The 12,691-nt window shown below is 41.7% G+C and carries 10 protein-coding genes and 1 pseudogene; 7 read left to right on the top strand and 4 right to left on the bottom strand.

All coding sequences use genetic code 11. The features are described 5' to 3' along the window. Positions 1-19 precede the first annotated feature (19 nt). From DSM08_RS17520 to bla, 3 genes and pseudogenes are all read right to left on the bottom strand, one after another. A complete protein-coding gene (locus DSM08_RS17520) occupies positions 20-628 on the bottom strand; it encodes an RNA polymerase sigma-70 factor (RefSeq protein ID WP_149527345.1) in 609 nt (202 codons plus the stop codon). Positions 629-1,790: 1,162 nt separating this feature from the next. Next, positions 1,791-2,842: pseudogene (locus DSM08_RS17515) on the bottom strand (YifB family Mg chelatase-like AAA ATPase); the annotation flags it as partial. An 85-nt stretch (positions 2,843-2,927) separates the two neighbouring features. Continuing rightward, the gene (gene bla, locus DSM08_RS17510; RefSeq protein WP_149527344.1) at positions 2,928-3,830 is read right to left on the bottom strand and encodes a class A beta-lactamase; all 903 of its coding nucleotides are present in this window, start codon (positions 3,828-3,830) and stop codon (positions 2,928-2,930) included. Between the two features lie 303 nt (positions 3,831-4,133). Here bla and DSM08_RS17505 point away from each other — a divergent pair, with 303 nt between their 5' ends. From DSM08_RS17505 to DSM08_RS17495, 3 genes are all read left to right on the top strand, one after another. Further along, positions 4,134-4,403: a YtxH domain-containing protein gene (locus tag DSM08_RS17505; RefSeq protein WP_149527343.1), complete on the top strand. Its 270-nt coding sequence runs from the start codon at positions 4,134-4,136 to the stop codon at positions 4,401-4,403. 87 nt (positions 4,404-4,490) lie between these two features. Continuing rightward, positions 4,491-4,985, top strand: coding sequence for a hypothetical protein (locus DSM08_RS17500; protein WP_187773906.1), 495 nt, complete (start codon positions 4,491-4,493; stop codon positions 4,983-4,985). A gap of 6 nt (positions 4,986-4,991) precedes the next feature. Continuing rightward, positions 4,992-5,546, top strand: coding sequence for a hypothetical protein (locus tag DSM08_RS17495; protein WP_187773905.1), 555 nt, complete (start codon positions 4,992-4,994; stop codon positions 5,544-5,546). On the opposite strand, the gene fcl is transcribed toward DSM08_RS17495, so the two are convergent. Further along, the gene (gene fcl / locus DSM08_RS17490) at positions 5,543-6,484 is read right to left on the bottom strand and encodes a GDP-L-fucose synthase (RefSeq protein ID WP_149527342.1); all 942 of its coding nucleotides are present in this window, start codon (positions 6,482-6,484) and stop codon (positions 5,543-5,545) included. The genes DSM08_RS17495 and fcl overlap by 4 nt on opposite strands. 56 nt (positions 6,485-6,540) lie before the next feature. On the opposite strand from fcl, the gene trmB reads away from it, so the two are divergent. The 4 genes from trmB (at position 6,541) to DSM08_RS17470 (ending at position 12,689) form a co-directional block, all read left to right on the top strand. Beyond that, a complete protein-coding gene (gene trmB, locus DSM08_RS17485) occupies positions 6,541-7,194 on the top strand; it encodes a tRNA (guanosine(46)-N7)-methyltransferase TrmB (protein ID WP_149527341.1) in 654 nt (217 codons plus the stop codon). 193 nt (positions 7,195-7,387) lie between these two features. Next, entirely contained in the window at positions 7,388-7,990 is a 603-nt protein-coding gene (locus tag DSM08_RS17480; RefSeq protein WP_149527340.1) for an RNA polymerase sigma factor, read from the top strand. A 71-nt stretch (positions 7,991-8,061) separates the two neighbouring features. Next, positions 8,062-9,300 (top strand): FecR family protein, encoded by a 1,239-nt coding sequence (locus DSM08_RS17475; protein WP_149527339.1) that lies wholly within the window; start codon positions 8,062-8,064, stop codon positions 9,298-9,300. Between the two features lie 89 nt (positions 9,301-9,389). After that, complete coding sequence (locus tag DSM08_RS17470; protein WP_149527338.1) at positions 9,390-12,689, top strand: SusC/RagA family TonB-linked outer membrane protein; 3,300 nt, start codon at positions 9,390-9,392, stop codon at positions 12,687-12,689. Positions 12,690-12,691: the final 2 nt, after the last annotated feature.

Here is a 12,691-nt window from a genome sequence, read left to right as displayed (position 1 = left end):
AAAATTGTAGATTATTGGATTAGAGAAACAGGTAAAAATAGAGCAAGGCATAAATGGAAGATTGGGTTCTTACTTCTTGCAGCTCTTCCTTCGCGGCTTTTAGCGCCGCTATTAAATGGTTTTTTACCGTGTTTTTGGATATCTGTAGTCTATCGGCGATTTCCTGATGGGATAATCCTTCTAACCGACTTAAGCGAAACACCAACTGCTGTTTCAGTGGTAGCTTTCGAATGACCTTTTCTATCAGGTCTTTCAAGTCTCGTTCGGCCAAAGGGTCCTCTTCGTGGCCCCAAGAGGAAGCCAGTTTACTGTCCTCCAGCTCAACAAAACGCGATCGATGACGTTGATTAACCTTAAAACGGTTAAAGCTATTATTTCTGCAGATCACAAATAACAAGGCTTTGAGATTGGAGTTTTCATCCAAGCTTTCCCGCCTATTCCATAATTGAACAAAGCTATCTTGCACCATCTCCTCGGCGTGTTGCTCTTCTTTCAGAATTTGCATCGCCAATTGGTACAGGCCTTCTGCATATTCATCATACAGCCAACGCAATGCAAGTTGATTGCCTTTGGAAAGATGAGAAGTGACATTGCTTGTACAGAACACAATAATCGATTTAATGGTCATACCAATATAATTATAATTTCAATTTTATATCAATATTTTTTAATTTATGCCAATGATAATTAGGAATTAAAGAATCGTAGATTGTTGTTTCGAAAATTTACAGGTATCAATGTAAAACGCACTAACCACGATGGTTTTGGAACAAAACTATTGTTCACGTAAAACTCATTAATCCATTACATATAAAGTCGGGCATTAAGCCACTTATCAGTTGTAAATATATTTTTTTCTTTTGAATCGAAAAATTTTCGTCAAAACCATTGTTTTTCATTTTTTAATCCGTTATCGCGGCATTTCTGCTATGCCCTATTTGCGTTTTGAGCAAGAAACCAGTAAAAGCCGATATTGATGCCCTTAATTACAGCGACTCGGAGAACATTTAATAAAGAGAAGGATGGAACCATGGCTGTTTCAAAAGGATGTAGCAACAATATTTAATGTTAGCGAGAACTGTATAACAGACTGGCAGGTCAAAGGAAGTGATCCTAGAATCAAATACTATCCATCTATCTTCGGGTGCTTATGATATTGTCCTTTTAAACTTGATGCATCTAAGTTTAAACATTTACCTAATATTGAAAGGATAACTGACAGGTTTATATACCATTCCAGATATCGGAATTGTAGGTGGTTCCTTTGATTTTTATTTTGTTTATCATGGTAATGAAATCGGATTAATCTGAAGCAAATTCCTTAACAATATTTATGAAGAAAAAGGTATGGCTGTCGAATAAATTTAATTTTACAAAATAATATTTTTTATCCTTTTGGTTTGAAGTATTCAGGAAGCGTATACCTAAATATCGAAACCAAAAAGAAATGTGTTCAACTACGAAAGAAAATGGAATATTGTTCCTTTTAGATCAGAGCCTGACTAGGAACGTTTTAAAGAATTATACCAAGCGCTCGTTGACCCAGTAAAACAATTTGATAAATCTGCCCCTGAACTACAAGCCAAAATAGAGTTTAAGTGTATACAGAACTCTTCAGGTGGTCATGTTCTCAATGAAGTAGTGTTGTTAAATTGACATTGATTGACAATGTGTTGCCGAAAAAAGCTGGCTATTTTTGAGACTATAACCGATATATTACCATTGGAAAGGACACTATTAACATAGGATTATGCCAACTGCCTTTATACAAACAAGTCCATATAACTCCAGGGGTTCATGGCTGCTATTAGCATAAAGCTGGATGGATAGTCTACCGTAATTTTGGCGCGTGAAATGGTAATGTTGCGGGATTCTAACGGCTGACGCATCACTTCTAATACCGATCGTTTGAATTCAGGCAGCTCGTCGAGAAACAGCACGCCATTATGAGCAAGGGATATCTCTCCCGGTCGGGGGTTCTTGCCACCGCCAACGAGGGCGACGTCTGAGGTGGTATGGTGCGGCGCGCGGAAAGGGCGCGCGGTCATAAGCGAGGAGGCGCTAGGCAGTAGGCCAGATACCGAGTGTATTTTGGTAGTCTCCAGGGATTCATCTATTGTTAGCGGGGGTAAGATGGTTGGAAGTCGTTTCGCTAGCATGGTCTTCCCTGCGCCGGTGGGCCAATGAGAATCACGTTGTGTCCCCCTGCAGCAGCGATCTCTAAGGCTCGCTTGATGTTCTCTTGTCCGCGAACTTCGGAGAAATCCACTTCGTAGTTGTTGATGTTCTCTTGAAATATATCATCGATAGAGATGCTGGCGGTAGGGAGTCGTTCGAGATTGGTTAAATGGTCGACAACTTCCGAAAGGTGGTTGGCGGCGTAGATGGTTAATCCATCGATAATGGCAGCCTCCTCAGCATTCTCTTTGGGAAGAATCAGGCCTTTAAAACCGTCCCGTTTGGCTTGTAAAGCGATGGGGAGAGCGCCTTTGATGGGGTTGATCTTGCCATTGAGGGAGAGTTCGCCAAGAATGACATAGTCCTCCAGTTCTGTGCTGTGGATTTGATAGGAGGCGGTTAATACCGCGATGGCAATGGCGAGATCGTACGCCGAGCCTTCCTTACGGATATCGGCAGGGCTTAAGTTGATAACAATTTTTTGCCGCGGCATCTGATGGTTAATCGCAAGAATAGCGCTTTCAATACGCTGTATACTTTCTTTGACCGCCACATCCGGCAAGCCGACGATGAAGTACTGTGTTCCGGATGTGATATGGGTTTCTACGGAGATGGTTGTAGCATCGATACCATGTACTGCGCTACTGTAGGTTTTTGCAAGCATCTTAGAATTAGATATTTCTATAAAAATAATTAACTTATTTTATAGTTAATATTAATTCTTTGCTAAGAGGCTGTTGTGTATATGTTTAATTGAAATACTTCCAAGCTGCCGCTGATACCTCGGCGATGATTTTTGCGCTTCCCGCTTCTCCTTCTTCACTATCAGTTACAAAAACCGAGATATAGTAGACTTCGCCATTAGGAAGGCTGACCACACCTACATCATTCAGGGCAGCAATAATACCGGTCGTTCTATTTCTGCCGGAATAGCCTGTCTTATGTGCTACGACTGTACCTTTGGGGAGATCGCCTTTTAGACGGTCCGGACCGGTTGTTGTACCGCGCATGGTATCCCATAGAAATTGGTGCGAGCTTGCTGAAAGCAGTTTCTTGCTGTTCGTATAGTAATCATATAATATCTGGTTGCTCGAACCTACCGTCGTCCAGTTTTCGAACTGCCTATTCCACTCTTTTTGCTGCACTGCTTCGATAAGTTTGATCGAGAGGTTGCTGTATCCCTTATCTTCAAAATACTTTTGGACATATTCAGGACCACCTAACAACTCAAACAAAACATCGCATCCTACATTATCGCTGGCTGCTATGGTGTATTCTAAGACTTCTCGCAGGGGCAAAGTGATACCATTAGGATATTTATCTTTTATGGGGCTATACATTTCCGTTGTAACCGCTTCTTTAGATATTTTGATAGGCTGATCCAGGCTCAATTTACCTTTGTCTACCTGATCTAGAATAACAATCCCTAAGTGAAACTTATAGACACTTTGAAAAGGGAAGTGGAAATCTCCGTTTACAGTCAGACTGTCAGTATAATCATGATTGTGTATAGCTATCCCGACTTTAGCTTGATACTTCGCAAGGATGCTATCAATAGCAATCTTGAGCTGTTCTTTTTTCTGTGCATTGCTGTAAGTGCTAAACAGGAGAAGGGCAATAATCGGAAGAATGTTTTTCAGGCTTTTATACATCTGTCTATATTTTAATGTCTAACGAATCTGCTGAAAAATTATTGTATTTCGTTAAATACGTCTATTAAACTCTTCGTTAATATTTCTGTCTAAGTAGACAAAGTGTTGTAGAAATAAGACACTTCGTGTAAAGGAAATTAAAAGCGGACTCGTTATTTATTGAAACATAATAAATGCTATTTTGTCATTTAGAGTTAAGTTTCTACAAAGTTTTAGGAAATGAAAACGAAACGGTCTTTTTTTTGTTATATTAAATGAAAGTGGAGTTTAACAATTGTATAACTAACAAAACACTATATTAAGATGAATGATAATGGAAAAATCGTAACAGCTTTATTAGCTGGTTTGGCAGCAGGAGCTGTATTAGGTATTTTATTCGCACCAGACAAAGGTTCTGACACGAGAGAGAAAATCAACGAATCCTTAGCTGACTTAGGCGATGCGATTAAAGAGCGTGCTGAAGAGCAATTCGATCAATTAAATGATTTTAAAGAAAAGGTCGTAGCTACTTTGAAAACTAAATTAGGTAAAGCTGAGTCGATGATCGACGAGGAAATCGAAGAACACGCGTAATTTCGTTTACATCTAGTAAACTTATTCACATAATTTAATAGAGCTGTGAATAGCTTATTCTACAGCTCTATTTAATCAAATCAATGCATGGAAGAACAAAAATTCTCTTTTTCAGAATCCTTTAAGAAATCAAAGGAGTATCTCGACACTCAGTTCGAACTATTAAAGCTGCAAGCCATCTCGCGGATGACGCGGATTATGGGATCTTTAATCGTTGATGCAAGTAAGTTGTTGTTGACACTCTTAGTGATCTTCTTTTGGTCGCTCGCTCTAGGTTTCTATCTAGGCGAAGTTCTCGGAAGCTATTCGTTAGGTTTTCTTGCAACAGGAGGGATATTTTTGATCATCATTCTATTGATTCGTGTTTTTGAACCAAAATTGGAAGCGAAGTTCATGAACTTATCGATTAAGCGGATCCTTGCGAAGTGGGATGATCCCGATGATGAAGAGGAAGAGGAGAAGCTTAATACGGATACAGCTTATGCATCGACCAATACGACCTATAATGCCCAAGAAACAGCAGAAGAGAAATTGGCTGAAGAAGAACTGAAACAGGAACAAGAAGAAAAAGAGCGAGTATAGACAACTATGAGAATCAAAATTTCAAATATTACAGATTTACAAACTGAGATTGCTCGTCTGAAGCTAGAAAAGAAAGAGCATGAGCAATTTTTAGTGAATCAATATCAGCTTTTGAAACACAAAGTAGAAGCACCTGCTCGAATCTTCAATATGGTTGTTTCTAATGTGCCGGGTGTTGATATGGTTAAAGGATTAATCTCGGGAATAGGTTCGAAGAAAGGATCTGGCAAGTCGGATTGGTTAACTAAGACCGTGCAACTAGCACTTCCACTAGTACTCAATCGTACGCTATTGAAAAATGCGAGCTGGTTGAAGAAAGGACTTGTTCTATTTGCTTCGGAGACTGCTGCTCGTGAGGTCAATCAAACTAGCGTGTCTTCGGTAATTGACAAGATTACATCCTTTATTAAGCCGAAAAAGAAAAAGAAGAAAGAAAAATTAGCGGAAGCCGAAGTCGTTACGGCTCAAGTGGCGCCTCCGCAACACCCTCCAATGATTACTGCAGAGGAGAGTGTGCAAGACAATATTTACGGAATTCCGAAGGACAGCGAGACTTATTAGTCTCGTTTTTCGTTTTCCTTTGACAGGAAGTCCTGATAAGCCAAAGCTATACCTTCCTTTAGATTAATTTTATGCTTCCAGCCAAGGCTGTGTAGCTTGCTTACATCCATAAGCTTTCTTGGCGTGCCATCTGGTTTGCTGCTGTCGAACTCCAGCTTTCCGGTATAGCCGACAACCTCCTGGATGGTTTCTGCCAACTCTTTAATACTGATATCTTCTCCTACCCCGATATTGATGAACTGCAACTCATCGTAATTCTCCATCAAGAAAACACAAGCATCTGCTAGATCATCAGCATATAAGAATTCGCGGAGTGGTGTGCCGGTTCCCCAAATGGTAACTGATGCTGCGTTGGCTTCCTTAGCTTCATGGAATCTACGGATCAGCGCCGGCAACACATGCGAGTTTTCCGGATGGTAATTATCATTGATGCCATAGAGATTCGTTGGCATAACGGAAATATACTTGTCGCCATATTGCAGACGGTACGACTCTACCATTTTAATACCGGCGATCTTTGCTATTGCATAGGGTTCATTGGTGTATTCCAAAGTGCCGGTCAACAATGAGTCCTCGTTCAAAGGCTGTGGCGCCATCTTCGGATAAATACAACTCGAGCCTAGGAACATCAGTTTCTCTACATTGTTCTCATGTGCAAAGTGTATGACATTGTTCTGAATAGCGAGGTTTTCATATATGAAATCCGCCCGATACGTATTGTTAGCCATGATTCCACCGACCTTAGCGGCCGCTAGGAACACATATTCGGGCTTTTCTGACTCAAAGAATTCTTTAACTGCTTGCTGATCACGAAGGTCGAGCTCTTTAGATGTTCTAGTGACAATATTGGTATATCCTAGCTCTTTTAATTTGCGGTAGATCGCAGATCCCACCATGCCACGATGGCCTGCAACGTATATTTTCGCTTGTTTTTCCACGAGAATGTATTGATTAGTACAAATATAAGGTTATTTTTGCGACTTAATTCAAAGTAATGGGTAAGGATAAACTAAGAAAATTTGCAGAAGTAGCTACATTTCCAAATGTCGTACAATTAGATGCCGGTAAACCGTTTAAAGGCAAATGGGCATCAGAATTCTTTAAAAATGAGAAACCACTTATCCTTGAATTAGCTTGTGGAAAAGGTGAATACACCGTCAATCTGGCAAAGTTATTTCCAGAGAAAAACTTCATAGGTATTGATTACAAAGGGAATCGTATCTGGAGAGGTGCAAAGACGGCAATTGAAGAAGGCATCTCTAATGTAGGATTCTTGAGAATCCAGATTGAGACGATTCTGGAGTATTTTGCGGAGGGTGAGGTCTCTGAAATTTGGATCACTTTCCCAGATCCTCAACCACAGGAAAGCCGCGAGAAGAAACGCTTAACAAATCCCACTTTCTTAGAGCGTTATAAACACATCCTTGTTCCGGAAGGTATTATGCACTTAAAGACTGACAACGATGGCTTCTACGCCTATACGGTAGAACAGATCGAACTGCAGAATCTTCCTAAGTTGAAAGAAACCACCGATCTATATCATTCTGATCTAGTGGACGAGGTATTGTCTATCAAAACATACTACGAGAAAAAATACCTTGCCGTAGATAAGAACATCAACTACGTTCAGTGGAAGTTTAAAAAGTAAACAGCAATAGATTTTCCTGTTTGTGATGATTGCCGCTTGTAAAAGCGGCTAGATACGGTATTGCCTAAAAAAAGGTTCAAAATTCGATTGCAAAAACGGTTTAAAAGAATTGTAACTATTTTGCTATCATACTTTTTTATTTATATTTGATATTCAACCGATACCCATTACAATACCTTTTTGAATCTAGCTGATGGTGAAGACTTATGAGCCATATAATGATGAGCAAACGCTACTTCTCCGTTTAAAATCTGGAGATTATCAAGCTTTTACGCAGCTTTACCAACGGTATAGCCTCCGATTGCTTGGTCGAATCATTCGCCTTGTCAAATCCGAACACACTGCTGAAGAAATTCTCCAAACGCTTTTTCTCAAGGTTTGGGAGCGGAGGGATCAGATAGACGCTGATAAACCGTTGAAACCATTCCTATTTACGATAGCACAAAATCTAGTCTACGACCATTTCAGAAGAATGGCGCTAGACGAGCGGTTCAGGAATGAATTCATCAAGCAGTATGCAGAGGATTATCAACATATCGAAGAGGAGCTCACCTTTAAACAGACGCAAGAAAACGTGATGAATGCGATAAAAGCACTGCCCCCACAGTGTCAAAAGGTTTTTATCCTGTTTAAGATCGAAGGAAAAAGCTACGCAGAAATCTGCGAAACCTTAAATATCAGTAAATCCACTGTCAACAACCATCTGACAAAAGCAAATTCCCTATTGAAAAGCAATCTCCCGCTGTATCAGTACAGATTGCTGGCAACTTTTGTCTTCCTTTGGTGCCAACTTTAATTTTTTTTTCAAATCCGGATAGGTACTTTTTAGGAGTTGAGCGTATTAGCTTATAAAACCTAAACTGACCAATGCCGAAATCCGATATCCAAATCGCTTTTGACAGGTATCTTGCTGGTCACTGTACGCGAGAAGATTTACAGATTATTCTGGATAGCCTTCAGCGTGTAGAGGACGAAACGCTAAAGCAACGTATCCTTCAGGAGCTAACGACAGAGGAGATTAGTCCTCCGCAGAATAAACATCAAGAGATACTCGACAGAGTGCTCTTAAACCTTAATATGAAGCGCGCAGAAGAACTATCACTACGCGAGGGGGATGAGCGTGAGCCTGAGAAGCCGACGCGCGCAGAAGGGCTTAAATCGAATATTATCAAGTTCCTCAATCCCAAGAAGTGGTTTCTGGTCGCTGCCTGTTTTCTAGGTCTTTGTTTTATTATCCCTGTCTTGTGGAATAGCACGGCTACTGATACGAGCACACCTTCCGCAAAGAAATACGACATCTCGCTTCCCTCAACAAATGCTGCAACGATCTTATTCGAAGATGGTGAGGTTCTTTCACTGCTGGATGCAGATTCAGCGGTTCTTCGAAGTAGAGGCATTGAGGTACTCAAAACTGCCAATAAAGAACTGCAGTTTAAGATCAGTGCAGTAAGCAATGCCCCTAATCTGAAACAGACCTTCCGTTCTCCCAAAGGGGTTGTCTCGCACATTATCTTATCGGATGGCACCCATGTATTGCTCAATTCGGCGAGCCAATTGAGTTACAGCAATGCATTCACGCAAGCAGAACGTCGCGTTTCCTTAAAAGGTGAGGCGTACTTTCAAGTGAGTCATAACAAGAAACGTCCTTTTATCGTGAATGCCAATGAGACACAAATCAACGTCTTAGGCACCTCCTTCAATGTTGTTACCGATGAAAAAAAGCAGCAGGTAGTGACCACCTTGGAGGAAGGATCGGTATTGGTAAAAACTAAACAGCAGGAGATGCACATGACGCCCGGGATGCAGTCGGCGTCCCATCTAAACGACGGCAAAATCGATACGGCACATGTGAATATCGCCAATGAAATGGCATGGAAAGAAGGCTTATTCAAATTTGCCGATGAGGATATATACACCGTTATGGAAAAGATTCAAACCTGGTATGACATCGAAGAGATTGAAATAACCGACAAAACCACCGACCGCTTTAGTGGGACGGTCAAGCGCACGCGCCAGTTATCCGAGTTGTTTCAAAACCTAGAAAAGATATCGAATTATAAATTTCAAATTAAAGACAGGAGGATCATTGTTAGCAAAGGAACGTAAATTTTCAATTCTGAGTAGCCCTGAGCCTATCGCTTATCGGGCCGTTTAACGCATTCAATCAATTAACTTATAACCCTATCTATTAACCAATGAGAAAACTCAACCCTAAAACGACGCTCTTTGATCGGCGCAAGCTGATCCGAGGCATTATGACCGTTAAACTTATTGTTTTCATCGTATGTTTAATGTTCGTGCAAACATTTGCAGCAAGCTATGCGCAGAATGTTTCCTTAAGATTTAAAAATGCTAATCTGCAAAAAGTATTGGATGAAATCCAACAGCAGACAGGCTTAGAGCTTCTATACAACAATACCTTGGTCAACCGCGCAAATAAAAAGGTGACCATCGATGTAACGAACGTTTATTATAAGAACGCGCTAAAACAGGTGTTAGCAGAAACTAACCTCACATTTGAGATCAACAACAACACCGTTGTCATCAAAGGATCTAATGCAAGCCCGAAGAGCAACACGAACAGCAGTAGTTCCGCTGCAAAGCAACAAAGTACAGTAACGGGTAAAGTTACTGATGATCAAGGGGCTCCGCTCAGCGGCGTAACGGTGACTGTGAAAGGAACCAACGTTGGTACTTCCACAGACAACGATGGTAATTACAGCCTTTCCCTTCCGGGGGCCGCACAGGTACTCGTATTTTCAGCAATGGGCTACAACAGCCAAGAACTCCCGATCAATGGGCAAGCAACAGTGGATGCTAAATTGGTAGGACAAGTGGACAACCTCGACGAAGTTGTTGTCGTGGGGTATTCCACCCAAAGAGTTCGTTACTTATCGAGCTCGGTAAGCACCATATCAGCAGAAAAACTGAAAGATGTTACTGCCAATGATCTTCCAAGCATGCTGCAAGGTAAAGCGCCGGGGGTAGTGGTTTCTACGGCAACTGGAGATCCTTCTAGCCCTCCTCGCGTGCTTATTCGTGGAGCAGGTACCATATCAGCGAGTACTTCGCCATTGACGGTAGTCGATGGAAATATCGGAGGTACCTATAACCCGGCGGATATCGAATCCGTATCTATATTGAAGGATGTTGCTGCTACAGGTCTTTATGGATCTCGTGCTGCCAATGGTGTTATCATCATCAACACCAAGACAGGAAAGCCGGGGCAGACCAAAGTAGAGTTCAATAACTCCTTCGGGATGGGAAAAGCGACGACAGGAAGTTTCCGCTTGATGAACTCTCAGGAATTATACGACTTCCAAAACACCTTCTATAACCGCGATGCTAAGTTATTAGAAAATAACACCAACTGGTGGGATCTTGCTTTCCGAACCAGTTATGTCAATAACCATAACCTTTCCATCTCTGGCGGGTCGGAAAAAGTGCAATACTATACTTCCGGTGTTTTCTACAAAGAACTGGGAACACTTCAAGGTACCGGCAATACGGGCTACAACTTCCGTAACAATCTGAACGTACAGATTACCGATCGTTTCAAAGCAGCGGTATATGTCAATGGATTGGTCAACAAGAACGAGCTGGAGAACAGCAATACCATGTATGACGCCTATACAGGATTGCCATTTGACCCGGCATTCGATGCAGATGGAAATCCAATCGATGGCCGTTTCTATGAAGGCTGGACAGGTCGTGAGAAAGAAAACTTCCTACATTCCCTGCAATACAATTACAATCGTTCGAAAAACTGGGAAGTAAGCGGAGATCTGAATCTAGATTATAATGTTACGAGCAAGCTTACGCTATCCAGCTATAACCGTATCCAATTAGGTAATGGAGCGTCTGCAACTTACTACGATCGCAGAACTAAGCAAGGCGGCGCAAATATTGGCGAGCTCTATAACGGAACAGACGAGTTCAGAAGATACCTGACTTCCAACCGCGTTCGCTATGCTGAACAATTCGGATTGCATAACCTCGTTCTATTAGGGGCTGCCGAGGTAGAAACTACCACTTCAGCTTGGGGGAACACCTCCGGAAAAGGACTTCCTGCAGGCAAGGACGTGATGTCTGTTGCTACAGGAGTTCTGCAGAATCCTAGCGGCGCGAGAGATCAAGTAGGCTTCAGAAAGTACCTGGCACAAGCAGATTACAACTTCAATGATCGCTATTTCTTGATCGGTTCCTTTGTCAATGAGTTCTCTTCGAAATTCGGTAGAAATAACTCCACCGCTAACTTCTATCAATTGGGTGCTTCTTGGATATTAACCAACGAAGAATTTTTGAAAAATCACCCGGCAATCACCTTCGCAAAGATCAGAGGATCTTACGGAACAGTGGGTAATGCCGATGGTATTTCTAATTTCGGTGCACGAGGCTTATACAGCATCACACAGGAGGCTAGTTACTCCGGTCTTCCGGGAGCAGCACCTTATCAGAAAGGTAATCCAGACCTCAGCTGGGAAAAGATCGAGTCCGCAAATATCGGTGCTGACTTCTCCCTATGGAACCGTATTTCAGTAAGCTTGGACGTGTATGAGAAGAAGGCAAGTGAGCTCTTGTATAGAAAGCCCCTTGCAGCAACAACAGGCTATAGCTATGTATGGGTAAATGCAGGTTCGGTACGCAATAGAGGTCTTGAGTTCAGTATCCTTTCTCAAAATATCAAGAAAGAGGACTTCACTTGGGAAACCAACTTCAATATGGCATTCAACAGAAATAAAGTATTGGAGTTAAGCGATGGCGCTGAGGTATTCAACCCAGGAGCGAGACAACCAATTGCAGTAGGCTATGATATGGATGCCTATAACTTCCCAATTTGGGCGGGTGTGGATCCAGAGAACGGAGATCCTCTTTGGGAAAAGATTACCGTTGATGGCAATGGCAATCAAACCAAAACAACAACCAACAAATACAGCGAAGCAGCGTCCTCAGACTCTCGTCAGTTCACAGAAACCTCCGCAGCACCAAAGTTTACCGGAGGTATGAACAATGCTTTAACCTATAAGGATTTCACCTTCTCGGCATTCTTCAACTTTGTCTATGGCAACTATGTTTACAATGATACCCGTGCGTATTTTGATAATGATGGTTTGTACGAGGCGTTCAACTCAATGGTATTGCCTGATGGCTGGACACGTTGGGAAAAACCAGGTGATAATGCAACACATCCGAAGCCAATTGTCGGCGGAAATAAGGAGTCGAATCAGTCCTCGTCACGTTACTTGGAAGATGGTAGTTATCTGCGCTTAAGAAATATCAAGCTAGGGTATAACCTACCGCAATCCGTAATCTCCAAGATGCGTTTATCCAAACTACATGTTTTCGTAAGTGCGGACAATGTATGGACATTAACCAATTTTTCGGGACCAGATCCTGAAGTTTCCCTTAGCCAGGTAGATTTAAGCTCAGGTATGTCGAGCTTCAAATATCCGGTAACAAGACGATTCCTTTTTGGTCTAAACTTAACCTTTTAAAC

Origin of the sequence: Sphingobacterium hotanense (assembly GCF_008274825.1) — a bacterium.
GTDB classification, from domain to species: domain Bacteria; phylum Bacteroidota; class Bacteroidia; order Sphingobacteriales; family Sphingobacteriaceae; genus Sphingobacterium; species Sphingobacterium hotanense.
The sequence above is the reverse complement of the archived record's forward strand: the minus strand, read 5'-3'. Positions and strand labels throughout refer to the sequence as shown.

Excerpts from the sequence above, each read along its gene's own strand:
- DSM08_RS17520 (WP_149527345.1), bottom strand. The coding sequence starts at position 628 with ATGACCATTAAATCGATTATTGTGTTCTGTACAAGCAATGTCACTTCT.
- bla (WP_149527344.1), bottom strand. The coding sequence starts at position 3,830 with ATGTATAAAAGCCTGAAAAACATTCTTCCGATTATTGCCCTTCTCCTG.
- DSM08_RS17505 (WP_149527343.1), top strand. The coding sequence starts at position 4,134 with ATGAATGATAATGGAAAAATCGTAACAGCTTTATTAGCTGGTTTGGCA.
- DSM08_RS17500 (WP_187773906.1), top strand. The coding sequence starts at position 4,491 with ATGGAAGAACAAAAATTCTCTTTTTCAGAATCCTTTAAGAAATCAAAG.
- DSM08_RS17495 (WP_187773905.1), top strand. The coding sequence starts at position 4,992 with ATGAGAATCAAAATTTCAAATATTACAGATTTACAAACTGAGATTGCT.
- trmB (WP_149527341.1), top strand. The coding sequence starts at position 6,541 with ATGGGTAAGGATAAACTAAGAAAATTTGCAGAAGTAGCTACATTTCCA.
- DSM08_RS17480 (WP_149527340.1), top strand. The coding sequence starts at position 7,388 with ATGGTGAAGACTTATGAGCCATATAATGATGAGCAAACGCTACTTCTC.
- DSM08_RS17475 (WP_149527339.1), top strand. The coding sequence starts at position 8,062 with ATGCCGAAATCCGATATCCAAATCGCTTTTGACAGGTATCTTGCTGGT.
- DSM08_RS17470 (WP_149527338.1), top strand. The coding sequence starts at position 9,390 with ATGAGAAAACTCAACCCTAAAACGACGCTCTTTGATCGGCGCAAGCTG.